General features: G+C 71.2%; 19 protein-coding genes. 9 read left to right on the forward strand and 10 right to left on the reverse strand.

Annotation, left to right across the window (positions count from 1 at the left end; all coding sequences use genetic code 11):
- Positions 1-131: 131 nt before the first annotated feature.
- Positions 132-1,358: a glycoside hydrolase family 64 protein gene (locus tag AB0I18_RS42625; protein WP_363111156.1), complete on the reverse strand. Its 1,227-nt coding sequence runs from the start codon at positions 1,356-1,358 to the stop codon at positions 132-134.
- A gap of 244 nt (positions 1,359-1,602) precedes the next feature.
- Positions 1,603-2,388 (reverse strand): VOC family protein, encoded by a 786-nt coding sequence (locus tag AB0I18_RS42630; RefSeq protein WP_363111157.1) that lies wholly within the window; start codon positions 2,386-2,388, stop codon positions 1,603-1,605.
- Between the two features lie 357 nt (positions 2,389-2,745).
- Here AB0I18_RS42630 and AB0I18_RS42635 point away from each other — a divergent pair, with 357 nt between their 5' ends.
- Positions 2,746-3,045, forward strand: a complete 300-nt coding sequence (locus AB0I18_RS42635) for a WhiB family transcriptional regulator (RefSeq protein WP_363111176.1) — start codon at positions 2,746-2,748, stop codon at positions 3,043-3,045.
- Positions 3,046-3,054: 9 nt separating this feature from the next.
- Here AB0I18_RS42635 and AB0I18_RS42640 read toward each other — a convergent pair whose 3' ends face one another.
- Positions 3,055-5,526: a hypothetical protein gene (locus AB0I18_RS42640; protein ID WP_363111158.1), complete on the reverse strand. Its 2,472-nt coding sequence runs from the start codon at positions 5,524-5,526 to the stop codon at positions 3,055-3,057.
- A 148-nt stretch (positions 5,527-5,674) separates the two neighbouring features.
- Here AB0I18_RS42640 and AB0I18_RS42645 point away from each other — a divergent pair, with 148 nt between their 5' ends.
- Positions 5,675-9,253 carry a hypothetical protein gene (locus tag AB0I18_RS42645; RefSeq protein WP_363111159.1) on the forward strand — a complete coding sequence of 1,193 codons (3,579 nt, stop codon included), beginning with the start codon at positions 5,675-5,677 and terminating at the stop codon, positions 9,251-9,253.
- Between the two features lie 83 nt (positions 9,254-9,336).
- Here the strand turns inward: AB0I18_RS42645 and AB0I18_RS42650 are convergent, their stop codons facing one another.
- The 4 genes from AB0I18_RS42650 to AB0I18_RS42665 all read right to left on the reverse strand — a co-directional run bounded on the left by AB0I18_RS42650 (position 9,337) and on the right by AB0I18_RS42665 (position 15,478).
- The gene (locus tag AB0I18_RS42650) at positions 9,337-10,314 is read right to left on the reverse strand and encodes an acyl-ACP desaturase (RefSeq protein ID WP_363111160.1); all 978 of its coding nucleotides are present in this window, start codon (positions 10,312-10,314) and stop codon (positions 9,337-9,339) included.
- Positions 10,315-10,504: 190 nt separating this feature from the next.
- Positions 10,505-11,281, reverse strand: coding sequence for a dimethylargininase (ddaH, locus tag AB0I18_RS42655; protein ID WP_363111161.1), 777 nt, complete (start codon positions 11,279-11,281; stop codon positions 10,505-10,507).
- Positions 11,282-11,535: 254 nt separating this feature from the next.
- Entirely contained in the window at positions 11,536-13,836 is a 2,301-nt protein-coding gene (locus AB0I18_RS42660; protein ID WP_363111162.1) for an excinuclease ABC subunit UvrA, read from the reverse strand.
- 10 nt (positions 13,837-13,846) lie between these two features.
- Positions 13,847-15,478 carry an ABC-F family ATP-binding cassette domain-containing protein gene (locus tag AB0I18_RS42665; RefSeq protein WP_363111163.1) on the reverse strand — a complete coding sequence of 544 codons (1,632 nt, stop codon included), beginning with the start codon at positions 15,476-15,478 and terminating at the stop codon, positions 13,847-13,849.
- A 365-nt stretch (positions 15,479-15,843) separates the two neighbouring features.
- On the opposite strand from AB0I18_RS42665, the gene AB0I18_RS42670 reads away from it, so the two are divergent.
- The gene (locus AB0I18_RS42670) at positions 15,844-16,524 is read left to right on the forward strand and encodes a GPP34 family phosphoprotein (protein WP_363111164.1); all 681 of its coding nucleotides are present in this window, start codon (positions 15,844-15,846) and stop codon (positions 16,522-16,524) included.
- A gap of 170 nt (positions 16,525-16,694) precedes the next feature.
- Here AB0I18_RS42670 and AB0I18_RS42675 read toward each other — a convergent pair whose 3' ends face one another.
- The gene (locus AB0I18_RS42675; protein WP_363111165.1) at positions 16,695-17,111 is read right to left on the reverse strand and encodes an SsgA family sporulation/cell division regulator; all 417 of its coding nucleotides are present in this window, start codon (positions 17,109-17,111) and stop codon (positions 16,695-16,697) included.
- A 287-nt stretch (positions 17,112-17,398) separates the two neighbouring features.
- Between AB0I18_RS42675 and AB0I18_RS42680 the strand changes: the two genes are divergently transcribed.
- Complete coding sequence (locus tag AB0I18_RS42680) at positions 17,399-18,439, forward strand: oxidoreductase (protein WP_363111177.1); 1,041 nt, start codon at positions 17,399-17,401, stop codon at positions 18,437-18,439.
- Between the two features lie 77 nt (positions 18,440-18,516).
- On the opposite strand, the gene AB0I18_RS42685 is transcribed toward AB0I18_RS42680, so the two are convergent.
- The gene (locus tag AB0I18_RS42685) at positions 18,517-18,813 is read right to left on the reverse strand and encodes a YciI family protein (RefSeq protein ID WP_363111178.1); all 297 of its coding nucleotides are present in this window, start codon (positions 18,811-18,813) and stop codon (positions 18,517-18,519) included.
- Positions 18,814-18,864: 51 nt separating this feature from the next.
- On the opposite strand from AB0I18_RS42685, the gene AB0I18_RS42690 reads away from it, so the two are divergent.
- Together AB0I18_RS42690 and AB0I18_RS42695 are read left to right on the forward strand one after the other, a co-directional pair.
- Complete coding sequence (locus AB0I18_RS42690; RefSeq protein ID WP_363111166.1) at positions 18,865-19,581, forward strand: endonuclease V; 717 nt, start codon at positions 18,865-18,867, stop codon at positions 19,579-19,581.
- A gap of 94 nt (positions 19,582-19,675) precedes the next feature.
- Complete coding sequence (locus AB0I18_RS42695; RefSeq protein ID WP_363111180.1) at positions 19,676-19,816, forward strand: hypothetical protein; 141 nt, start codon at positions 19,676-19,678, stop codon at positions 19,814-19,816.
- 24 nt (positions 19,817-19,840) lie between these two features.
- Here AB0I18_RS42695 and AB0I18_RS42700 read toward each other — a convergent pair whose 3' ends face one another.
- On the reverse strand, positions 19,841-21,031 hold the full coding sequence (locus tag AB0I18_RS42700) for a saccharopine dehydrogenase NADP-binding domain-containing protein (protein WP_363111167.1): 1,191 nt from the start codon (positions 21,029-21,031) through the stop codon (positions 19,841-19,843).
- A 113-nt stretch (positions 21,032-21,144) separates the two neighbouring features.
- Between AB0I18_RS42700 and AB0I18_RS42705 the strand changes: the two genes are divergently transcribed.
- The 3 genes from AB0I18_RS42705 (at position 21,145) to AB0I18_RS42715 (ending at position 23,940) form a co-directional block, all read left to right on the forward strand.
- On the forward strand, positions 21,145-21,525 hold the full coding sequence (locus AB0I18_RS42705) for an MmcQ/YjbR family DNA-binding protein (protein ID WP_363111179.1): 381 nt from the start codon (positions 21,145-21,147) through the stop codon (positions 21,523-21,525).
- 124 nt (positions 21,526-21,649) lie between these two features.
- Positions 21,650-22,801, forward strand: coding sequence for a CaiB/BaiF CoA-transferase family protein (locus AB0I18_RS42710; RefSeq protein WP_363111168.1), 1,152 nt, complete (start codon positions 21,650-21,652; stop codon positions 22,799-22,801).
- The gene (locus AB0I18_RS42715) at positions 22,798-23,940 is read left to right on the forward strand and encodes an acyl-CoA dehydrogenase family protein (RefSeq protein WP_363111169.1); all 1,143 of its coding nucleotides are present in this window, start codon (positions 22,798-22,800) and stop codon (positions 23,938-23,940) included. The genes AB0I18_RS42710 and AB0I18_RS42715 overlap by 4 nt, the downstream gene beginning before the upstream one ends.
- Positions 23,941-24,016: the final 76 nt, after the last annotated feature.

Raw genomic sequence — 24,016 nt, forward strand, 5'->3', positions numbered from 1 at the left:
CTCAAGGGCAGGGGCTACCGCCCCCAAAGACGAAAGACAGGGGCGCAGCCCCGTCTTTCAGGGGCGCGGGGAACTGCGCGACCAGCCCCCACCGGGCCCGCGGACAACCAGCGCCCCATCCAGCGGAGCGCTTACGTACCGACGGTCACCGTGAAGCGGCGGGGGTTGCCGTCGTGGGCTGCGCCGGAGACGTCGGGCTGGCCGTCGGGGCGTACGTCGTCGTACGGGAAGGCGTAGCCGATGGGTGAGTTGGCGTGTACGACGCGGGCCCAGTGGTTGGTGATCGTGCCCTTGTAGTAGTCGGCCGTTGTCGTCCCGTTGGGCTGGGCGGGGTGGGTGAGCATGATCGAGCGGTTGAAGCCGGCGGCGAGGCGGGCCAGGAGGCCCTTCTTGTCGTCGGGGTCGCCCGGGTTGTTGGCGAACGGGCCGTGGTTGCAGGTGAAGACGTCCTTCGACGTGGGCTTGGCGAAGGTGTGGCCGCCGGTGAAGGTGAGCGTGTCGCCGCTGACCCGGCCGGTGAACACGCCCCGGCCGCCCTGGAGGTCGATCTTCAGGTCGGTCGTCCGGTACTTCTCCCACACCTGGTCGATGTAGCTGTTCCAGACATCGCGGAACGGCATCTCGGCGGGGCGGTCGAAATAGGGAGCCATCAGGTTCTGCGGCGAGATCACCCGGAGTACCTCGCCGCCGTCGCCCCGGATGACGAGCTTGTCCCAGGGTTGGCCGTCCCTGGCCGCCTGCGCGGTGAGGTCCGAGGCGATCTTGTCCACGGCTCCGTCGGACATCGGGGCGACGGTGTGCGTGGCGTCGCCCTCCAGGGTCAGACCGATGGGGAGGGCGGTCACCAGGTCGACGTAGCTGATGTTCGCGTACAGCTGCTGGGGGTTGAAGGTGAACTCGCAGAACGACCACGTCCTGCCGTAGTTCGGGTCGGCGGCCGTGGCGAACGCGGGCTCGACCAGCGAGGGCCCTGGGTTGAGGAAGAAGTCGAGGGTGTCGTCGCGTACGAAGTAGACGCGGGCGCCGAACATCTGAGGCAGCGTCAGCACCTTCGGGGCGGAACCTGCGGCGCCGAGCGGGATGGCGCAGTCGACGGGCAGCGGGGTCTGCGGTGCCGAGGGAGACGCGGGGCGGTAGACGCTGCCGTCGGCCCGGAGCAGCAGCCAGTTGCCCGTCGACTGCTCGTGTCCGGTGACGTAGGCGCGGACCGTGCCCGGCAACGAGGCGTTCTTGAGGGCGAGTTCACAGGTGGCGGGAGCCGCCGTGGCTGCCGGGCTGAGAGCGCTTCCCCAGACGGGGTAACTTGCGGCGGCGGTGACGGCCGCGGCTCCGGTCAGGAACGTTCTGCGTGAAATCACGGAAGGTCTCCTGGGGTGTGGGGGAGGCAGGGATCGGCCGATGTGTGGGGATCGGCCCCTGCGCTGCACCACTGTCCCCAGGGGGAGTTGGAGCGTCAAGGGTTATGACTGAGAGCGCTCTCGGAATCTTCTTGCGTTCAGAAGTTGGCGGCGAAGTCGGTGATGCGGGTTGATGAGGGCCGGCGGTGCGGGTTGGCGGTGAGATGGGCCGGGTCCCGTCCTGGTGGGGCCCGGCCTCCTCGTCTCAGCTCTGCGGCGGCTCGCTCTTGATCACCGCGAAGCGGGCGCCGTAGGGGTCGGTGAGCTTGGCCATGCGGCCGACGCCCTCCATGGAGGTGGCGGGCATCCGGATCGTGCCGCCCAGCTCCTCGGCCTTGCGGACGACGGCGTCCGTGTCCGTCACCTCGAAGTACGGCAGCCAGTACGCCGACTCCTCCGTCGGGTCGTCGGCCAGTGGGACGAGACCGCCGAACATGGCGTCCTCGCCGCCGTCCGAGGGGTTGACACAGGTGTACGTGCCGCCGGGGAACGGCATGGCCGAGGTCTCCAGGCCCAGCGTGGCGTTGTAGAACGCGGCCGCCGCGGCGATGTCCGGTGTGTAGAGCTCGAGCCAGCACAGGGAGCCCGGGTCACCGGCCATGTCGAGGCCCTTGAGCCGGCCGGGCTGCCAGATGCCGAAGGGGACGCCCGCGTTGTCGCCGAAGACGGCCATACGGCCCATGTCCATGACGTCGTCGGGCGGCATCCGTACGCTGCCGTGGGCCTGTTCGACGGCCTTGGCCGTGGCGTCGGCGTCCGGGCTCTGGAAGGAGATGTTCCAGGACGGCGGGCCCTGCTCCGGCGGGTTCTGCATGCCGCCCGCGACGGTTTTGCCGGCCAGCTGGAAGAAGCCGTAGCCGCCGGCCTGGGGGCCCGCCGACTGGAACTGCCAGCCGAAGAGTCCGTTGTAGAAGGATGTGGCGCCGAAGATGTCCGGGGTGCCGAGATCTACCCAGTTCGGAGCGCCCGTGACGAAACGGGTGGTGAGCATGATGCCCTCCTCTGAAGGGGCCCGCTGCCTGTCGTGCCGAGTCTTGCACCACGCACTGACAACGGTGCGCTGCCGCTGGGCTGAACGGGTTTGATTGGTTGCTCTGGGTGATCAGTGGGGGTTCGGATCAGGGGGTGCCGGGTGTTGTGGGGGGCCGGACTCGGGTTGTGTGGGGCTGGGCGCGCAGTTCCCCGCGCCCCTTGCGGGGCTGCGCCACCCTTACGGGGCGCGGCCAGGGGGCCGGGATATATGTGTTCGCTCTTTCCGCGTGCCGGTGTGCGGCTGGGTGGGGTCGCGGGCATTATCGGGGACCGTCGGCCGTTGGCCGTGGGTGTGGGACGTGGCATTGATCCGGCGTTGATCGAACGTTTTTCGGTGCCGGGCACGATCTGCGCCATGTACAACGACACCATCTCCGCGCCCGATCTCTCCTGGCAGGAAGAGGCGCTGTGCGCACAGACCGGAGCCGACTTCTTCTTTCCCGAGCCGGGTAGCTCGGTGCGCGAGGCGAAGCGCATCTGCGGACTGTGCGAGATGCGCTCCGAGTGCCTCGAATACGCGCTCAACCACGACGAACGCTTCGGCGTCTGGGGCGGCCTGTCCGAGAAGGAGCGCCTCAGCCTCCGGCGGACGGAGCAAGAGGCGGCACAGAGCTGAGGAGGTTCCTCACTCGTACGCCACCGTGAGCTGTCGCGTCCCGGCCGGCACCCCCACGTCCTGGCCCGTCACGGTCAGCTCCCGCCCGTCGGCGGATGCCGTTCGTACGCGGCCGAACCGGCACGGATGGACGAACCGCACCCGCTCCGGCGCCTGCGTGATGTCGATCGTCACCGTCCGCCCGGCCGGATCGTGCGCGAGCCGGTAACCGAACGGCTCCCCGAAGAGCGTCGGCGCCGCGTCCACCACGACCGGCTCGCCCGCTGGCACCCAGTGCGGACGTACGCCCGGGGCGATGTAGATATGCGGATCTCGGTCCTCGTCCGCCTCGAAGAAGAGGATGTCGCGGATCAGCAGCAGATACTCGGCGGCCGCCCAGCCGTGCGGGATGTCGCCCATGTACCAAGGGCGGTACGGGACTTCGGTGAAGTCCGAGGCGATCGGGAACGCGTGCTGCTCGTTCCAGGCACCGAGCGCGGCCGCCCGGTCCGCCGTCCGCGGGAAGCCCGCGCCGACCGTCCAGCCGAGCAGCGCGTCCATCCGGGCCGGATCGCCCGCCAGCAGATACGCGTGCGCCAACTGCATGGTCAGGTAAGGCCCGTACGCGTTCCAGGCCGCCTCGTGCCGGTAGCCGCCGGTGACGAAGTGCGCGTACATCGTGTCCAGCGTGGAGCGGGCCGCCCGGTCGACCTCCTCGCCCAGCTTGTCGCCCATGTGCAGGCGCAGCGGGTGGAAGTACGCGGCCGTACCGATCATCGTCGAGTCGAGGCGTCCGACGTCGGCCGGTCCGGTCGGGATGTACGTCTCCCAGGCGCCGCGCGCTCGCTGCTCGCCCAGCACCCAGCGGATCGAGTCGGCGGTGGCCCGCTTCAAGTCGTCGAAGGCGGCCCAGAGTTCGGCCACCTCGGGCGCTCCGATGCGTTCCGCCAGGCGCGCCGCCTCGTACAGTCCGGCGAGGCCCCAGAGGTCGTCCCAGTAGTGCGGCTTGTCCCGTTCACCGAGGTGTTCGGCGCTCCAGCCGCTGTGCAGCAGGCCGTTTCCGTCCCGGTTGTCGCGCAGCCAGCGGGCCGCGTCGAGCACATAGGGGACGTACAACTTGGCCCCGAAGGCGGCGGCTTGGCCGACGGTGCGGTCGTATCGGCCGATCGCCCACAGCGCCTGGCCGTTGCTGTCCCACTCGCGGTCGTCCTTCTCGTGCGGGCCGCCGTAGAAGCCGTACTCGGCGCACGGGCCGATCCGGCCGGTGCCGCGGTTGAACTTCAGCGGGTAGTGCGTGCCCAACTGGTGCTCGGCCAGGGCCGAGTCACCGACCAGCGAGCAGGCCGTGGCCTCCACCGACGAGTCGCGGATCCAGAACGAGTCGTAGACGGTCGGGCCCGGATGGATCTCGCCGTGGTCGGAGAGGACCAGCAGCTGCGAGCGCGACTGGCGGAAGAGGTCCGTCAGATGGGCGACGGGCCCCGGAAGTTGGGGCTGAAGCCCCTGGCCGAGCAGTTTGGCCGCCCAGAAGTCCCGGTTGGCGGACTCCAGTTCGGCGGCGGCGGGCTCCCTCAGTTCGGCCAGGTCGTCGGGGCCGCTGTACACATCGACCGGCAGCCGTACGTCGATCTCGAAGATCTCGTCCGCCATCACCCGGAACGGCCAGGCGAACACGGCACTGCACAGGCCGGCCACCTGGTCTTGTGCGTCGAGGGCGCCGTTCAGCTTGCCGCCCGTCACGAGATCGTGGAACGGGCTGTGCGTCAGATACGACTCCGGGTCGAGGGAGAAGTCCGGGTTGCCGTACACGCCGTACTGCTCGGGCGGGGTGTCGAAGACCGGCCCCCAGCCCGAGTTGGTCTCCACGCGCTGTTCGTTCGGCAGATAGCGCAGGAAGGTCAGCCGCCGGTCGGTGACCTGGCGCCCGTTGCGGTCGTGCCGCTGGAAGCCGCTCGGACCGGCGGGCAGCACCGCCGCGCACAGCAGCCCCTCGTGCGACTGCCCGGTCGGACTGCTCACCGTCACCCGGCTGACGGCCAGGTCCCGCTGCCGCGGGCCGACGGGTGTGGCGAAGGTGCGCTGCACGAACTGGACGTCCTCCGGGGTACGGAACGTCGTCAGGACCACCGGCAGATGCGGTGCCTCCATACGCTGCTCGACGGTTCCGCCGTCCGGCAGTTGGGGCAGCCGCAGCGTGCCTTTCACCGGATCGTGCAGGAAGAACGAGAGGCAGTACTTGTCGTAGACCGGCTCGACCTCGCCCGCCTGCCCGATCAGGGACTCCTGACGGTGGTCCTTGACGCCGACCATGTGCCAGTAGCGGTACAGGGCGTTCGAGGCGAGGGCCGCCTCCTTCGAGTCGTACGTGCCGGCGTCGAAGTCGTCGCTCCACCGCCGGAAGGCCTGCTGCGCCCACCAGGGCACGGGATACGGGACTTGGGCCCGCCCCGCCCAGCTGCGCCACATGACCTCGTAGAACATCCACTCATGGGTCTGGGCCATGATGTTCACCCCCTTGAGGCACCGTTGCACCGCGAGGGCAGGTCGTAAATGCGTACAACGGACGGATGCGGACACGGCCGGAACCCGCGGTGCGGTCGCATCGGGAATTCGGCGCGCGTCCCGGCTCCCGGCAGGCACAATCCACCCCATGGTCCACACCCCGCGGCACCAGGCCGAGAGCCTGCTGAACGCCCTCGATCCGCTTCCGTACCCGCAGCGCATGCGTGAACTCGCCAGACACATACGGGAATTGGACGAGCCGCGTCCGCTGCTGGCGGAGCTGGAGACACGCGGTCCGTACGAGCGGGGGCTCGCTGTCGTCGCGGCGGCCATCGGCCTGGACGTGGAGTGGATCACGGCTCGGATCGCCGATCCGGACTCCTTCGTGCGCGGACACGCGCTGCGTGTCGCCGACTCGCTCCAAGTGCCGGACTCCGCCTACGAGTCGGCGCTGTCCGACGCGCCCGAGGTGGTGCGTCGGCACCTGCTGCGTGCCATCGTGGCGGGTCGGCGTACCGCGCTGGCGGACCGGCTCGTGGACGGGCTGCGGGCGGACTGGGGTGACGCGGAGGCGGCGCGGCTGCTGCCCGGGTGTTCGCCGGAGACGGTTGCCCGGCTCCTCCCCGCGGTCTTTCACGCCGTCCCGGGATGGACCTCGCTCGGCAGGTGGCACACCGGAGTGCTCCTGGACGTGGCGGAGCGGGAGTTGGCCGGACGGCCCGAGTCTCTGCGCGAAGCCTGGTGGCAGAGGTACACGCGGGCCGTCGCGGCCACTGTCGCCGTCGAACCGTTGCGTGCGCTGGAGCTGATCGAGCGCCATGGGCCGACCGAGATCCCGTGGCAACTCCGCGATCACCTGGGCAGGTTCGCGGCCGTCGCTCCGGGACGGGTGCTCCGGCTGCTGCTCCAGGGCGGAGGCCCCGCGCGCCACAGGATCGGCAGTCGCTCACTGCTCAGCAGGCTGGCCCGTTCCGGCGCGGAGGAACTCGCCGCGTACGGAAGGACGTTGGCCGAATCCGGCGATCTCCCGTCGTTCCTCATGGCGCTGCCGCCCGCCCGCCGGCACGCCTTCTACACGGAGTCGACGGCGGGCCGGGGTGCCGGCGGCGCCATCGTCGACACGGCGATCCTTGAGGCGCTGCCCCGCAGTTGTGTCGCCGAGGAGGCTCGGCGGATGGCCGCCGCGGCGCGTGAACGAGGGATGGCCTGGCACACGGTGCTGCGCGCCGAAACCTTCCTGTCCGTCGCCGAGGTGCGTGACCGGCTCGTCGAGGCGACGCGCCGCCCGGCCGCCGAGGACCGGGCCGAGGCCTGGCCGCTGCTGATCCGCAACGCCGCGCGCTCCGGCGACCGGGCCGCCGTCCTCTCCGTACTGGAGGAGTCGGCCCGCCTGCGCAACGAACAGGAGCCGGTGCGGCTGCCCGCCCTGTACGCGCTGTCCCGCACCCCGCCCGCGCTGTTCACCGAGGACGCCGGGCCGCACCTCGACCGGATCGTCGCCGACGCCGTCGACGCGCGGGACTCCTCGCCCGAGGTCCGGCGCAACCTCAGCGAGCTCGCCCTGTCCGTACTGCGGGAGCACGCGGCGGGAGGATCAAGGGAGTTGGTGAACTGGGCGCTGCGCACCCTCGTCCGGATCTCCGGCCACACCGGAGGCGCCGACCTCGGCCGGCTCGACCAGCGGCTGCGGCGCGGCCAGGAGCACCAGGTGTACGAGGCGCTGCGGCCGTGGATCGAGGCGGGCGCCGAGAAGGCGGACTACAGCCTCGCGTTCACGCTCGCCGAGGCGGTGGGGCGGCGCGCCGCCGGCATGCCGGAGTTGCAGGAACTCCTGTGGCAGGCCGTCCGGTTCGGGAACGACTCGACCGTGCGCCGGGCCGTCGGACTGTGGCTGGAGCCGCCCGCCACCCGCGACGAGAGAGGCGCGCGGGTCCTCGCGTACGAGCCCTCGGCGGGGGCGCTGTGGCCGGTCCTGGCCGTGGTCACCAGGCGTCGCACCGACCTCCTCGACGTGCTCCTGACGGACCCTCCGCCGTACGGACGGTTCCTCACCAAGGACAGCACGTGGACGGTGCCCGCGGGCCCTTACATGCGCCGCTGGCTGACACGTCAACAGGCCGCCGCGGGACGCCGGTTGGCGGAGGTGGCCGCCGACTCCGAGCTGCCGTCGTACGAGCGGGCCGCCGCCATCACGCAGAGCGCGCGCGTGCCCGGCCGGGGCGTCGAACTCGTGCGCCGCTGGACCGGCTCGCCGAACATCGTGCTCGCCGAGGCGGCGCTCGGCGCGCTCGCCCACACCGACCGGCCCGGCGACACCCTGCCCGAACTGCTCGCGCACGCGGGCGACGACCGGGCCCGCGTCGCCGTGTACGCGGCCACACGGGCATCCCGGCACGTGGCACCGTCGCGGCTCGCGGAGCAGCTGCGCGAGGTGCTGCTCGCGTCGGACACGAAGGTGACCAGCCGCAAGGAGGCCGCCCGGCTCGCCGCGACGCGGCTCCCGGTACCCCAGGCGGTCGAGCTCCTCACCGAGGCGTACGGCCGGCCCGGCGCACACCCCGACGTCCGTGCGGCCTGCGTCGCCGTGGCGGGCCCGCTGCTCGCCGACGACCGGATCTGGACCTTGCTGCACGACGCGGCGGGCGCGGAGCCGGTGCTGCGCACGGCGGTCCTGCGCGTACAGCCCCTGGACCTGGCGGAGCCCCATCGCGAGCGGTACGCCCGTCTCGTCCGGGACGTGTCCGCGGTGGAGGACCGGGAGGCGGCCGCTCTCGCCTTCGACGCACTGGCCCGCTGGGCCCCGTGGTCGCAGGACGCGCCGACGGTGCTGGCACAGGCCACGGCGGACCTGTCGGACCGCACGGCGTGGAAGGCCGCCGCGAACGGCCTGGTCACCGCCGCCGCGGGGGCGCCGCAGGGCGGCCGGGGACTGCTACGGGCGCTGGAGACACTGGCGGAGGCGGAGGCAGAGGGGCAGGGGGAAACCGGACCGGGTGACTCCGCCGAGGCCGGATCCGCAGGACCGGGATACTTCACCGATGCCGAATCCGGACCAGGTGGTCCCGCCGATGCCGAAACCTCGCCCGCAACCCCGTTCGAAGCCCTCCTCGAACGCACCCTTGAAACCGACGCGCGGCCCGATGCCCGGCCCGTCGCCGATCCCGTGGGCGGGACCGCCCCGCACCCCGTCGGTGTGCTCCCCGACGCCGGGGAACAACGCGACCGCCCGGCCCGGCGCCGGGTCGAATACCTCGTCGAGCGTCTCGGCCAGCAGGCCCGGGGGCGGTCCGGGCTCATCCGTCCGGCGGCCCTCGCCGCGGGTGAACTCCTGGCGCGCTACGACGACTTCGTGCCGCAGGCCGCCGCGCTGACCGTCCGTCATCTGGACCTGGACGCGGAGCCGGCCGAGGTGGACGCGGCGCTGGACCGGCTCGCGGTACTCACCGACGGCCGACCCGCGCTCACCGGGCGTATCGCGCGCGAGCTGTCCGTACGGATGAGTCGGCAGCCGTACGAGGGGAACGCCGACGCCCTGCTGGCCACGGCTCGCCGCCTCACCGAACACGGCGGTTTCGCCGAGGGCCTGCTCGCGGCGGCCCTCACCGAGGCGATCGGCACCCGTACCGGCTGGTCCGCCGCCTGGCGCGAGCAGCTGCGAGCCCTGCGCCGGCACCGGGCGCCCGATGTACGGGACATGGCGCTGGCCAGGGCGACGGCGTACGAGTGAGGCGCGGCCGCGTGCGATACGCGGCCGCGACCCGGGCGGCTCAGACCCTGTCCTGCTGGGTGGTGCCTCGCGCTGTGCGGTTGTTACGCGTTGGCCCGGGCCGCCATCCGCGCCTTGCGGGCCGCGAGCTTCTCGTCGAACTTGAGGGCCTCGGCGTCCAGGCCGCCCATGTAGAGGCCGATCTCCTCCTGGGCCTTGAGGCCCTCGGGGCCGAGACCGTCGATCTCCAGGACCTTGAGGTGGCGCAGGACCGGCTGGAGTACGTCGTCGTGGTGGATGCGCATGTTGTAGACCTCGCCGATCGCCATCTGGGCGGCGGCGCGCTCGAAGCCCGGCATGCCGTGGCCGGGCATGCGGAAGTCGACGACGACGTCACGGACGGACTGCATCGTGAGGTCGGGGGCGAGCTCGAAGGCGGCCTTCAGGAGGTTCCGGTAGAAGACCATGTGCAGGTTCTCGTCGGTCGCGATGCGCGCCAGCATGCGGTCGCAGACCGGGTCGCCGGACTGGTGGCCGGTGTTGCGGTGCGAGACGCGGGTGGCGAGCTCCTGGAAGGCGACGTACGCGACGGAGTGCAGCATCGAGTGCCGGTGGTCGTGCTCGAAGCCCTCGCTCATGTGGGCCATGCGGAACTCTTCGAGCTTGTCCGGGTCCACCGCGCGCGAGGCGAGCAGGTAGTCGCGCATGACGATGCCGTGTCGGCCCTCTTCGGCGGTCCAACGGTGCACCCAGGTGCCCCAGGCGCCGTCGCGGCCGAAGAGGGAGGCGATCTCGTGGTGGTAGCTGGGCAGGTTGTCCTCGGTGAGGAGGTTGACGACCAGAGCGATCCGGCCGATCTCGGTGACCTTGGACTGCTCCTTGCCCCAGGCCTCGCCGTCTTCGAAGAAGCCGGGGAAGTTGCGGGCGTCGGACCACGGCACGTACTCGTGCGGCATCCAGTCCTTGGCGACCTTCAGGTGACGGTTGAGCTCGGTCTCGACAACTTCCTCCAGCGCGTACAGCAGCCTGGCGTCGGTCCAGGCCGAGGACGGGCTGCCGAGATGGGGAGAAGTGATCGTCACAGGGGCTCCAGGGGGGACGTGAATACTGAGCGTTCACACAACCTACGGCATCGTAGGCTACGTATCCGTAGGTTACGATGCCGTAGGTTAAGCGCGACGTAAAGAGCCCTGATCAGCAAGGTTGCCGACCGGAGCTTACCCGCCCGGCGGACGCGCAGGTCGGGGGCGGGACGGGCGTCCCGACAGCCGCTCAGGCGTACAGCTCGCGCAGCCGGACCGAGAGGCACGTCACACAGCCTTCGAGTTTCTCGAACTCGCTGATGTCGACGAGGACGGGCTCGTGTCCGAGGTCGGCGAACAGCTCGGCCGTCTTGGGCGCGCTCGCCGCCATCAGGAGCCTCCCGCCGCCGAGGAGCACGACGTGGGAGCCCGCCTCCTCCGGCACCGACAGGAAGCGCGGGAACAGCGACGGTGTGTCCACGAGCGGCTCGTGTCCGACGACCGTGCCGTCGGGGAGCGCCGTGACCGCCGACTTCAGGTGCAGCACCTTGCTCACCGGTACGGCGACGACGCGCGCGCCGAGCGGTTCGAAGACGGCCCGCAGCTGCTGGATGCCGACGGCGTTGGTGCGGCCGCCGCGGCCCACGTAGATCGTGTCGCCGACCTTCAGGACGTCGCCGCCGTCGAGTGTGCCGGGCTCCCACACCCAGTTCACCGAGCAGCCCAGCCGGGCGACGGCCTCCTCGACACCGGCGGTCTCGCCGCGGCGCCGCTCCGCGCCCGGGCGCCCGATCAGCGCCACGTTGCGGAAGACGACCACCGCGTCCTCCACGAACACCGAGTCCGGGCAGTCGTCGGCGGGGTCCACCTCGACGGTCTCCCAGCCATGCGCCCGCAGTGCCTCCGCGTACGCCTCCCACTGCTCGACCGCCAGGCCGACATCGACCTTCGCGCGCTCGATGTGCGTCACCAGACCCTCGGCCAGGCGCGGGCTGGGACGTCGGATGAGGGCCTTCTGGCTGGGCACGTGCGGGTCTCCGTCTCGGCAGGGTGTGTCCCGGCCCATCATGCAGCGCCACGCCTGGATGGCAACAGCCCCCTCGGAGTGCGGGGCTGGGAAGGGGAATGTGGCGGAGCTTCGCAGGCGCCGGCCGCGGCAGGGGAGCGCCCTGAAGGGGCGCGGGGAACTGCGCGACCAGCCCCCATTCACCCGCAGCCGACCTCGCAACCCGCCGTCGGGCACCGGCACCGGCGCAGCCCCGGCTGCCGAACAGCCGCGCCCTACCCCACGTACCGCCGGAGGTGATCCGCCGTGAACGACCCGTCGGCGTCGAGGAGCCGGCGGGGCGTCCCCTCGAAGACGACCCGGCCGCCGTCCTTGCCGCCGTCAGGACCGAGGTCGATGACCCAGTCGGCGTGGGCGACGACATCGAGGTTGTGCTCGACGACCAGGACCGTGTTGCCCGTCTCGACCAGCCGGTCGAGGAGGCGGAGCAGCCCGGCCACGTCCGACATGTGGAGCCCGGTCGTCGGCTCGTCGAGGACGTACACCGCACCGGTCCGGTGGAGCCGGGTCGCGAGCTTGATGCGCTGCCGTTCGCCTCCGGAGAGGGTGGACAACGGCTGACCGAGCGTCAGATACGTGAGTCCCACGTCCCGCAGGGCGCGCAGGCGACGCCGTACACCGGTGTCCTCGAAGAAGCCGAGTGCCTGATCGGCCGTCATCTCCAGTACGTCGGCAATGGAGTTGCCGCCCACCGTGAGCCGCAGCACCTCGTCCTTGAAGCGCCGGCCCTCGCAGTCGGGGCACGTCGTCGTCACCGGGTCCATGAACGCGAGGTCGGTGTAGCAGATTCCGCGCCCCTGGCAAGTCCCGCACGCGCCTTCGGAGTTGAAGCTGAACAGTCCGGGCTCGACACCGGTCTCCCGCGCGAAGACCTTCCGTACGGTGTCCATGACGCCGAGATACGTCGCGGGGGTCGACCGCCCGGAGATGCCGATGGACGACTGGTCGACGACCACCGCCTCCGGATGCGTGGCCGTGAACACCCGTGAGACGAGCGTGCTCTTGCCGGAGCCGGCCACACCGGTCACCGCGGTCAGTACGCCCGTGGGGAACTCCACCGTGACATCCCGCAGGTTGTGCAGATCCGCGCCCTTCACCCACAGCCCGCCGGTGGGCCGCCGCGGCCGCTCCTTGACCTCGGTGCGACGGTGCAGGCCCCGGCCCGTCGGGGTGTCGGCCGAGGCCAGCTCGCCGGGGGTCCCCTCGAACACCACCCGACCGCCGTCGGCGCCCGCCCCCGGCCCCATGTCGACGACATGGTCGGCGAGGGCGATGACGTCCGGGTCGTGCTCGACGACCAGCACCGTGTTCCCCTTGTCCCGCAGCCGCAGCAGGAGGTCGCCGAGCCGCCCGACGTCCCGCGGGTGCAGGCCGACGGTCGGTTCGTCGAAGATGTACGTCATCCCGGTCAGGCTCGATCCGAGGTGTCGCACCATCTTCAGCCGCTGCCCCTCCCCGCCGGACAGCGTCGAGGTCTCCCGGTCCAGGCTGAGGTAGCCGAGCCCGATCGCCTCGATCCGCTCCAGCGAGGCGACGGCCGCCGCCGCGACCGGAGTGGCGACGGGATCGTCGATGTCCTTCAGTACGGCGATCAGGTCACTGACCTCCATCCGGGTGCAGTCGGCGATGGACAGACCGCCGATCCGGGTCGCGAGCGCCGCCGCGTTCAGCCGGGCGCCTCCGCATTCCGGGCAGGTGCCTTCCGCCAGGAACCCCTGCACCTGGTCGCGGGTCTTCTGGCTCAGCGCGGACAGGTCCCGCTTGAGGTACAGCCGCTCGAAGCGGTCGGCGAGTCCTTCGTAGTCGGTGCTCCAGGTGCCGCCCGAACCACTGATGGTGACCTTGCTCCCGGGGCGCCCGCGCAGCAGGAACTCCCGCTCGGCGGCGCTGAACCGGTGTACCGGCTTGTGCGGGTCCAGTTCGGTGGTGTTCGTGTACGCCTGCCCCTGCCAGGTCCCCGTGGCGAACGGCGGGAAGAGGATCGCGCCGTCCGCCAGGGACCGGTCGGGGTCCAGGATGCGGTCCCAGTCGGGCCGGACCGTGCGCCCGAGGCCGTCGCACTCGGGGCACATGCCCGACGGGTCGTTGAACGAGTACGCGGTGGCCGGGCCCGCGCTCGGGCTGCCGTGCCGCGAGAACAGCACCCGGATCACCGAGTAGACGTCCGTCATGGTGCCCACGGTGGACCGGGAGTGCCCGCCCACGGGCTTCTGATCGACGACGATCGCGGGCGAGAGCTCCTCGATGGCCTCCGCGTGCGGCCGCTCGTACTTCGGCAGCCGGTTGCGGACGAACCAGGTGAAGGTCTCGTTCAGCTGGCGCTGCGACTCGACCGCGATCGTGTCGAAGACGACCGACGACTTTCCCGACCCGGACACCCCGGTGAAGACCGTGAGCCGGCCTTTCGGGATGCGCAGGGTCACGTCCTGGAGGTTGTTCTCACGGGCTCCGACCACGTTGATGGACGGGTGGGTATCAGGGACGGGCTGATGCGTACCGGTGATGAACTGACTCATACCGGCGAAGCTAGTCGGGATACCCGACAGCTTCTGGCGTGATTTCCTTGAGTTCTCCTTCCAGCAGCAGCCAGCGCGTGATCCCGATCGACTCCAGGAACGGCACGTCGTGGCTGGCCACGATCAGCGCTCCCTCGTACGACTCCAGAGCCGTGGTGAGCTGCCGCACGCTCGCCATGTCGAGGTTGTTGGTCGGCTCGTCGAGCATCAGGAGCTGCGGCGCGGGTTCGGCGAGCATCAGCGCGGCCAGGGTGGCCCGGAAGCGTTCGCCACCGGAGAGCGTCGCCGCGAGCTGGTCGGCCCGCGCGCCCCGGAACAGGAAGCGGGCCAGGCGCGCCCGGACCCGGTTGTTGGTGGCACCCGGCGAGAACCGGGCCACGTTCTCGGCGACGGTCAGCTCGTCGTCGAGCACGTCGAGCCGTTGCGGCAGGAAGCGCAGCGGCACATGGGCCAGCGCCTCCCCGGAGACCGCGTCCAGCTCCCCTGCGATCGTCCGCAGCAGGGTGGTCTTGCCCGCGCCGTTGCGTCCTATCAGCGCCACCCGCTCGGGACCGCGCAGGTCGAAGGAGCCGGCCACGCTCGCGCCGTACGCCAATTCCAGGTCCAGGAGGGAGAGGACGTCACGGCCGGCCGGCACGGCCGTGTACGGCAGATCGACGCGGATCTCGTCGTCGTCCCGCACGGCGTCCACCGCCTCGTCGAGGCGCTCCCTGGCCTCGGCGAGCTTCTCCTCGTGCATGATGCGGTGCTTGCCGGCCGACTCCTGGGCCGTACGTTTGCGCACCCTCATCACGGCACGGGGTTCACGCTTGATGTCGAACATCTTCTGGCCGTACCGCTTGCGGCGGGCCAACTTGACCTGGGCGTCCTCCAGTTCGCGCTTCTGCTTTTTCAGGTCGGACTCGGCGACGCGCACCATGCGCTCGGCGGCCTCCTGCTCGGTGTTGAGCACTTCCTCGTACGCCGAGTAGTTGCCGCCGTACCACGTCACCTCGCCGGACCGCAGATCCGCGATCTGGTCGACCAGGTCCAGGAGTTCGCGGTCGTGGCTGACCACGACCATGACCCCGGACCAAGCCTCGACGGCCGCGTACAGCCGACGGCGGGCGTACAGGTCGAGGTTGTTGGTGGGCTCGTCGAGGAGCAGGATGTCGGGCCGGCGCAGCAGCAGCGCGGCCAGCCGCAGCAGCACCGACTCGCCGCCCGAGACCTCGCCGATGGTGCGGTCCAACTCGATGTGGCCGAGGCCGAGTTCGCCGAGGGTGGCGAGGGCGCGCTCCTCCACGTCCCAGTCGTCGCCCACGACCTCGAAGTGCTCCTCGGACACGTCGCCCGCCTCGATGGCGTGCAGCGCGGCGCGCTTGGCGGCGATGTCGAGGGCAACGTCGACCCGCAGCCCGGTGTCGAGGGTGACGTTCTGCGGCAGGTAACCGACCTCGCCCGCCACCCGGACGGTGCCGTCGAGCGGTGTGAGGTCTCCGGCGATCAGCTTCAACAGGGTTGACTTCCCTGATCCGTTGACACCGACGAGCCCGGTCCTGCCGGGCCCGAAGGACACCTGGAGATCGTCGAAGACGGAAGTGCCGTCCGGCCAGGCGAAGGAGAGGGAGGTGCAGGTGATGGAGGTGGGGTGGGTAGACATACGCGCCTCGCGGTGCTTGATGCGGTCAGGGCAACGCGTATCGAGACACCGGGGGCGACGACGGCCGAAGAGGCGGGCCGGAGAAGTCCTGGGGAGGGCATGAGGAAAGCCCTGCTCCGGAGGACGGGACGGCTCGTACGCCGAGGTCGCACGCAACGCACACACATAGACGTGTGTGACGCGGTGTCTCAGGACCTCAGACGAGCAACGTCCTACTCCAATCGACGACAACAGGACCGTCACACACCGTAGGAGGGGGCCCGGAAGCTGTCAACGAATTAACGTGAGCCCCCCTCGGCCCCTCGCCTCCTCGATCCTCAGCCCCTCGATCCCCTCACCGCCCCTCACCGCGCGAAGGAAACCCTGTGCCCACTGGTTCGCTCTCGCTGCCCGCCCGGCTCTACCTGCTGGGCCGGGACGCCACGAAGTCGCAGGTCACCGACGCCGACCAGCTCTCCCGGCTGGTCCGGGCCGGTGCCCTCACCGAGTTGGCGCAGCGCGGGCTGCTCACCGACGCGGACGGCATCGCCATGCCGGCGGATCCCGACGCCCAGGCCGGGGACCCGGTGCTGGACGGGCTCCTGGAACTCGTCGAGGAGTCCCGGCCGCACGAGTGGCGGACCTGGGTCGGCCTGCGGGCCCGCGTCACCCTTGACGCCGTACAGGCGCAGCTCGCCGCCGACGGATACTTGCGCGCGGAGAGGAAGCGGGTGTTCGGGCTCTTCCCGTCCGTGGCGTACGAGGTGGACGGTACCGCCGTCGTGGACGACCTGCGCGAGAAGGCGCGGTACTTGCTGGCGGGCCCGGTGCCCGTCGCGGAGGTGCCCGAGCGGGACGCCGCGCTCGTCGCCCTCGCCGTCGCGGCGGGGCTGTGCCCCCTCCTGCCGGGCGGAGACAGGCGGCGTCACGAGGAGCGCGTCGAGGCGCTGGCCGAGCGCGGCGGGGCATCGGTTCCGGCCCTGAAGACGGCGATCCAGGAGGTGCGTTCGGCGGTGATCGTGGGGTCGGCGGCCGCGGCGTCGGCGTCAGGGGCGCCGGGAAGCTGAGGCTCCGCACGCGTGTCGTGACACGGAGTGGGCCCGGGTGTCGCGCCGGCCGCGCACGCACTGTTCCGCCGCGCCGCGCGGGAGCTGCTGGACACGGGGACGTACGACTCGCCGGCCGGAGGACCGGACTACGGCGAGGTCAACACCCTGCTGAGATCAGAGACCGGAGTTCAGCAGCCGTCCCTCATCAGCTCGGCGAGTCCGTGGTCCAGATTCTGGTGCAGGTGCTCCAGACCGAAGGGCACCAGCTTCGTCGAGTTGTCCAGGAAGTTCCGCAGCTCGCCCGCGAGGACGTGGACGACAGCGGTCCCCTCGGGGGCGTGGAACTCCAGGACGATGCGGTCGTAGCCGTACGGCCGCACTCGTACGTCGCCGTCCCCCACCGACTCCTCCAGACCCGAGGAGAGCAGCTCGCGGGCGAAGGTCCAGCACACGTCCACGCCTTCGAGCGTGGCCGGGGCGGGGAAGGACATGCGGACGGCGAACGGGTCGCGGGGGTCGTAGCGGAGCGTTGCGGGAATGCTCGGCATCCGCGGGGCGGCGGCGACGAGACGGGCCTCAACGGGCTGCTCGATGACGGTGGACATTGACAACGCCTTGCTCCCTTGTGACGGCTTGACGAACGGCGGACGGATGAGCCGGCACTTGTAGAGACGCCGGAATCGGCCAATCCGTGCGCACGAAAACGCATGAACTTCGAGTGACCTCTGTCACCGGCTTCATTCACAGGAGTGAGCGTGGATCTCCGGAGTGGACGCAGAAGCCGCCAGGGGCGTCTGGACGCCGCCGGGGGAGTGGGCTAGCTTCGCCCGCCATGAGGGGCTTGGGGAAGACGCGACGCATGAGACGTACGAGGCGACTGGTGACTGTGGGAATGTGCGGAGCGGCCCTGGCCGCCGCGCTCACGGCCCCCGCGCAGGCCCAAGGGCCCGACGGCGGAAAGCCACCGCACTGGGAACTGAAGAACAGCGGCACGGACGTACGCTTCCGCGGGCTCTCCGCCGTGAGCCGGAACACCGCCTGGCTGGCCGGGTCCAAGGGCACCGTGCTGCGCACCTCCGACGGCGGCGCGAGCTGGCGGAACGTATCGCCGCCGGGGGCCGCCGAGTTGGAGTTCCGCGACATCGAGGCCTTCGACGGGCGGCGGGCCGTGGTGCTGGCCATCGGCGAGGGCGAGGCGTCCCGGGTCTTCCGGACCGAGGACGGCGGCACGACCTGGACCGAGTCCTTCCGCAACACCGACGCGAAGGCCTTCTACGACTGCCTCACCTTCTTCGACCGGCGCCACGGGCTTGCGATGAGCGACCCGGTCGACGGCAGGTTCCGCATCCTGTCGACGAGCGACGGCGGCCGGTCCTGGAAGGTGCTGCCCAGCGAGGGCATGCCCGCGGCCCAGGAGGGTGAGGCGGGCTTCGCGGCCAGTGGCCAGTGCCTGGTCAGCTCGGGGTCGCGCGATGTGTGGCTGGCCACCGGTGGGGCTTCACGCGCGCGCGTGCTGCATTCGTCCGACCGAGGCCTGACCTGGACGGCCACCGACACGCCGATTCCGGCGGGCGATCCGGCCCGCGGTGTCTTCGCCCTCGCCTTCCGCGACCGTACGCACGGCATCGCGGTCGGCGGCGACTACCGGGCCGACCAGGCCTCACCGCGGGCGGCCGCGGTCAGCGGCGACGGCGGCCGCACCTGGAAGCCCTCCGCCACCCCGCCGCCCGCCTACCGCTCGGGCGTCAGCTGGCTCCCGCACAGCCGCTCGGCCGCCCTCGCGGTCGGCCCCACCGGCACCGACCTCACCACGGACGGCGGCCGCACCTGGCGCACGCTCGACACGGGTTCGTACGACACCGTCGACTGCACCCAGGACCTGGCCTGCTGGGCCTCCGGCGAAAAGGGCCGAGTGGCTCGGCTGGAGCGCTGACGCGGCGGAGACGGAGAGGGACAAGCGGCGGCCGTGTCTGGGGGAGTCGGGCGCCCGAGCCTGCTCCCCGGGGCGGCTCAGGCCGGCGTCTCGCGGTACTGCGCCAGCGCGGGCGCCGTCTTCGTCGCCGTGAACTCCGTGATCCGGTACGCGCACACCTCCGCGACCACGAAGGGATCGGTCGCGGTGGTCTTCTCGACCTCCGCGCGGCTGTCGGCGACGGCCAGAATCACACCGCCGTCCCGGGGGCTCTTGGGCCCGGACGCCAGGAAGACGCCGGCCGCGAACTGCTCGTCCAGCCACAGGACATGCGCTTCCAGAACGGCGTCGACGGCCTCGACGGGCGCGGTGTGGGTCAGCTCCAGTACGAACATGATCACGAGCCTACTCCTCGCCGCCCGAGCCCCCGTAGGCTCGGCGGCACCATGACGACCGTACGCATTCCCGCGGGCTGGCCCGCCACCGAGGACCAGGCCCGTGCCGTGCAGGACGAGTTGCGGGGCCGGGTGGTCCTCGACGAGCCCGGGCCGCCGCCCGGAACCGGCCGGGTGACGGGGGTCGACGTGGCGTACGACGACGCGCGCGACATCGTCGTGGCCGCGGCCGTCGTGCTCGACGCGGCGACCCTCGATGTCGTCGCCGAGTCCACGGCGGTGGGGCAGGTGACCTTCCCGTACGTTCCCGGGCTGCTCGCCTTCCGTGAGATCCCGGCCGTCCTGGCGGCCCTCGACGCGCTGCCGTGCGAGCCGGGCCTGGTCGTCTGCGACGGCTACGGACTCGCCCACCCCCGCCGCTTCGGCCTGGCCAGCCACCTCGGGGTCCTCACCGGTCTGCCGACGATCGGGGTCGCCAAGAACCCCTTCACCTTCGCCTACGAGGAGCCGGCCGCCCCACGCGGCTCCTCCTCCCCGCTGCTCGCCGGTGCGGAGGAGGTCGGCCGGGCGCTGCGCACGCAGCCCGGCATCAAGCCGGTGTTCGTCTCGGTCGGCCACCGCGTGACCCTGGACACCGCCTGCGCCCACACCCTCCGACTGGCGCCGCGCTTCCGCCTCCCGGAGACGACGCGGCACGCGGACGCGCTGTGCCGACGGGCCCTGAAGGCGACGACTTCCCCGGGAACCGGCTCTGTTGACAGCTGTTGATACCTGGGTTCCTACCTGAGTAGGCCCTCTGAGTACCGGTTCTGAGTATCTGTACGGATGCCGGGGCCCTGCCATGATCGGCAGGCTGGGCCGCATGACGACACACCGCGCCCCGAAGCCCGCCGCCAGCCCCACCCAGCCGATCGAGCGCGCCGTGATGGCCGGACTGCTGCTCGCGGTCCTCGCCGGAACGGCCTGGATAGCCGGGATGATCTACACGATCACGGGGTGGTAGCCCGGAGCGGTTCCCCGCGGAGCGCTAGCGCGTAGCCGCGACCCGGAAACCGATCCCGGCCCCGCGGAGCCGCTCGATGAGCGCGTCGCCCATCGCGACCGCCGTCGTGACCTGGCCGGACGTCCGAGGCAGGTCGTCAAAAGCCAGACACAACGCGGACTCGGCGAACATCTTGGCGGTCTCCCCATACCCGGGGTCACCGCCCGAGACCTCCGTGAACACCTGTTGCCCCCCACCCTCGCCGACGAACCGCACCGAGAACCAGCTCTTCGCCCGCTTCTCCTCGCTCGGCCCGCTGCCCGGTCCGAGCCGCTCCGACAGCCAGCGCCGGGCCGGCGGTACCTGCGCCGCCGCGAAGACCGCGCCGGCCGCGGCCACCCCGCCCAGCGCGAACGGGAGCCGCTCGACGGCCGCGTAGTGCCGGTAGCGGAACTCGGGCCCGTAGCGCTCCAGGGCCCGGGCCGACCGCAGCACGATCTGCGCGTCGATGGTGGGCAGCGGCACGGCCCACGCCCCGACCTCCTTGGCGTACCGCGGCACGCTCGGCGGCACGGACGCCCGCCGCTCGACGAGCCGCGGCTCGTGCCGCTTGCGGTCCCGCGCGGCCGCGAGCATGTGCCGCCCGCGCGAGAACTGGTTGAGGGCGGAGGCGAAGGTACCCCCCGAGAACATCGCCTCGGCCTGGACGAACCCGTCCACGGTCAACGGCACCCCTTCGGGGAGCTGCCGCACGGTGAAGTACGCGCCCAGGTCGTGCGGAATCGAGTCGAAGCCGCACGCGTGCACCAGCCGTGCCCCGGTCTCACGCGCGCGTGCGTCGTGCCGCACATACGCGCGGTCCACGAACTCGGGCTCCCCGCAGAGGTCCACGTAGTCGGTGCCGGCGTCCGCGCAGGCGGCGACCAGGTCCTCGCCGTACGTGAGGTAGGGCCCGACGGTCGTGGCCACCACGCGCGCGTGTGCCGCGAGTTCGCGCAGCGAGGCCGGGTCGGCGATGTCCGTCCGGAGCATGGGCAGCTCGGCGCAGTCCGGGTTGATCGACGCCAGCCGTTCCCGCAGCCGTTCGAGCTTTGTCGTGTCACGTGCCGCGATCGCCCAGCGCAACCCGTCCGGCGCGTGGGCGGCGAGGTACTCCGCGGTGAGCTCTCCGACGAATCCCGTAGCTCCGAAGAGCACGATGTCGTACGCGCGCTCCGTCCTGTCCTGCCTGCTCATGGCACCTCTCAGCCGTGCACCCCGCGCCGTTGTCGGTGGCTGAGGCTAGCGTGAGGTACGAGGAGCCGAACCAGGACCCCGTACCAGGGGCCGACCAGGACCGGGAGGCAGCCGTGGCCCCGACGAAGAACGCCCTGACGAAGTGGGAGAAAGTGCGGGATTTCGCCCTCGGACTGCCCGGTGCCACCGAGGAGTTCCCCTGGGGCGAGACCGTCGCGAAGGTCAACAAGAAGGTGTTCGTCTTCCTCGGTGTCAGTGACGGCAGCTATCCGATGGGTGTCACCGTGAAACTCAAGGACGAGGTGGCGCACGCCCACGCCATGACCGCCCCGGGGGCCGAGCCCGCCGGATACGGCCTCGGGAAGGCGGGCTGGGTGCGCGTCCCGCTGGAGGAGAAGGGCGCTCCAGCCGTGGAGCTGCTGTGCGACTGGGTGGAGGAGAGCTACCGCACCATCGCGCCGAAGAGGCTCATAGCGGAGCTGGACGGCCGCTGAGCCACCCCTGGGCCGTCCGCCGCGGAATTGACTGAGCGCTTGCTCGTCGGGGGCTTGTGCGGAGTGGAACACGTTCTTAACATCGCTGATGTTACATCAGTTGTGTCACAGCGCTGGGGGCTTGATGGCAGTGGCAGGGACGGCAGGGCACGGCCCGCTCGCCGGGGTGCGCGTGGTGGAGCTGGCGGGCATCGGGCCCGGCCCGTTCGCCGCCATGCTCCTTGCCGACCTGGGTGCCGACGTCGTACGCGTGGACAGGCCGGGCGGCGGCGGGCTCGCGATCAGACCGGAGTACGACGTCACCAACCGCAACAAGCGCTCCGTCGTCGTCGACCTGAAGTCGGCGGACGGCCCGGACCACGTCCTCGACCTGGTCGAACGTGCCGACATCCTGATCGAGGGCTACCGTCCCGGCGTCGCCGAACGCCTCGGTGTCGGCCCCGGAACCTGCCACGCCCGCAATCCGAAGCTCGTCTACGGGCGGATGACCGGCTGGGGCCAGGAGGGCCCGCTCGCCCAGCGCGCCGGGCACGACATCGCGTACATCGCGCTGACCGGCACCCTCGGCATGATCGGCGAGCCGGACGAGCCGCCCGCCGTCCCCGCGAACCTCCTCGGCGACTACGCGGGCGGTTCGCTCTACCTCGTCGTCGGGGTCCTCGCCGCCCTCCACCACGCGCGCGCGACCGGCGCCGGACAGGTCGTGGACGCCGCGATCGTGGACGGCACGGCGCACCTGGCCGCGATGATCCACGGCATGCTGGCCGCCGGCGGCTGGCAGGACCGGCGCGGCGCCAACCTCCTCGACGGCGGCTGCCCGTACTACGGGACGTACGAGACGGCCGACGGCCGGTACATGGCCGTGGGCGCGCTGGAGCGGCAGTTCTACGAGGAGTTCGTGCACCTGCTCGGCATCGGGGACCTGGCAGCGGCCCACAAGGACGTGTCCCGCTGGGGCGAGCTGCGCGAGGCGGTCGCGGCCCGCTTCAGGACCCGTACGAGGGACGAGTGGACCGCGGTCTTCGAGGGCTCCGACGCGTGTGTGGCACCTGTGCTGTCGCTGCGCGAGGCCCCGCACCATCCGCATCTCGCCGCCCGCGGCACCTTCACCGACCACGGCGGCATCACCCAGCCCGCCCCCGCGCCCCGTTTCTCCGCCACCCACACCTCCGTCCGCGGCGGTCCTGCCCAGCCGGGCGCCGACACCGCGGAGGTGGCCCGCGACTGGGACGTACCCGGTCTCATGAAGGACCGTACGAAGGGCAGCTCCGAATGAAGCGGCAGATCTTCGCGCCCGAGCACGACGCGTTCCGTGAGACCGTCCGGAGCTTCCTCGCCAAGGAGGTGCTGCCGTACTACGGGCAGTGGGAGAAGGACGGCATCGTCTCGCGCGACGCCTGGCGGGCGGCCGGGAAGCAGGGGCTGCTCGGGCTCGCCGTGCCGGAGGAGTACGGGGGCGGGGGCAGCTCGGACTTCCGCTACAGCGCCGTACTGGCCGAGGAGTTCACGCGCGCGGGGGCCGCCGGGCTCGCGCTCGGACTGCACAACGACATCATCGGCCCGTATCTGACCGGCCTCGCCACCGAGGAGCAGCGGCGGCGCTGGCTGCCCGGCTTCTGCGACGGCACGCTGATCACGGCCATCGCCATGACGGAACCGGGCGCGGGATCGGACCTCCAGGGCATCAGGACGCACGCCGAGGACCGGGGCGACCACTGGCTGCTCAACGGTTCCAAGACCTTCATCTCCAACGGAATCCTGGCCGACCTGGTGATCGTCGTCGCGAAGACCACCCCCGAGGGCGGTGCGCGCGGGCTCTCCCTGCTGGTCGTCGAGCGGGGCATGGAGGGCTTCGAGCGCGGCCGCAACCTCGACAAGATCGGCCAGAAGGCGCAGGACACCGCCGAGTTGTTCTTCCACGACGTGCGCGTCCCGAAGGAGAACCTGCTCGGCGAGCTCGACGGCGCCTTCGGGCACCTGATGACGAACCTCGCGCAGGAGCGCCTGAGCATCGCCGTCGCCGGGATCGCCGCCGCCGAGTACCTGCTGGAGATCACCACCGAGTACGTCAAGGAGCGCGAGGCCTTCGGACGGCCGCTCTCCCGCCTCCAGCACATCCGCTTCGAGATAGCCGAGATGGCCACCGAATGCGCCGTCACCCGGACGTTCCTCGACCGTTGCGTCGTCGACCACTCGGACGGGGGACTCGACGCCGTGCACGCCTCGATGGCCAAGTGGTGGGCCACCGAACTGGAGAAACGGGTCGCGGACCGCTGCCTCCAACTGCATGGCGGCTACGGCTACATGACGGAGTACCGGGTGGCCAGGGCCTTCACCGACAGCCGCGTCCAGACCATCTACGGCGGCACGACCGAGATCATGAAGGAGATCATCGGCCGTTCCCTGCTGAGCTGACCCGCCAGGCCCCGGCCCCCGTGACTCTCCCCGAACTGGGTTCCCCTCGAACCGGCTCTCCCCGAAAGGCTTTCCA

The organism is Streptomyces sp. NPDC050704 (assembly GCF_040654355.1).
GTDB lineage: Bacteria > Actinomycetota > Actinomycetes > Streptomycetales > Streptomycetaceae > Streptomyces.

Excerpts from the sequence above, each read along its gene's own strand:
- AB0I18_RS42665 (WP_363111163.1), bottom strand. The coding sequence starts at position 15,478 with ATGTCTACCCACCCCACCTCCATCACCTGCACCTCCCTCTCCTTCGCC.
- AB0I18_RS42645 (WP_363111159.1), top strand. The coding sequence starts at position 5,675 with ATGGTCCACACCCCGCGGCACCAGGCCGAGAGCCTGCTGAACGCCCTC.
- AB0I18_RS42660 (WP_363111162.1), bottom strand. The coding sequence starts at position 13,836 with ATGAGTCAGTTCATCACCGGTACGCATCAGCCCGTCCCTGATACCCAC.
- AB0I18_RS42690 (WP_363111166.1), top strand. The coding sequence starts at position 18,865 with ATGACGACCGTACGCATTCCCGCGGGCTGGCCCGCCACCGAGGACCAG.
- AB0I18_RS42695 (WP_363111180.1), top strand. The coding sequence starts at position 19,676 with ATGACGACACACCGCGCCCCGAAGCCCGCCGCCAGCCCCACCCAGCCG.
- AB0I18_RS42640 (WP_363111158.1), bottom strand. The coding sequence starts at position 5,526 with ATGGCCCAGACCCATGAGTGGATGTTCTACGAGGTCATGTGGCGCAGC.
- AB0I18_RS42710 (WP_363111168.1), top strand. The coding sequence starts at position 21,650 with ATGGCAGTGGCAGGGACGGCAGGGCACGGCCCGCTCGCCGGGGTGCGC.
- AB0I18_RS42700 (WP_363111167.1), bottom strand. The coding sequence starts at position 21,031 with ATGAGCAGGCAGGACAGGACGGAGCGCGCGTACGACATCGTGCTCTTC.
- AB0I18_RS42675 (WP_363111165.1), bottom strand. The coding sequence starts at position 17,111 with ATGTCCACCGTCATCGAGCAGCCCGTTGAGGCCCGTCTCGTCGCCGCC.
- AB0I18_RS42685 (WP_363111178.1), bottom strand. The coding sequence starts at position 18,813 with ATGTTCGTACTGGAGCTGACCCACACCGCGCCCGTCGAGGCCGTCGAC.
- AB0I18_RS42715 (WP_363111169.1), top strand. The coding sequence starts at position 22,798 with ATGAAGCGGCAGATCTTCGCGCCCGAGCACGACGCGTTCCGTGAGACC.
- AB0I18_RS42680 (WP_363111177.1), top strand. The coding sequence starts at position 17,399 with ATGTGCGGAGCGGCCCTGGCCGCCGCGCTCACGGCCCCCGCGCAGGCC.
- AB0I18_RS42630 (WP_363111157.1), bottom strand. The coding sequence starts at position 2,388 with ATGCTCACCACCCGTTTCGTCACGGGCGCTCCGAACTGGGTAGATCTC.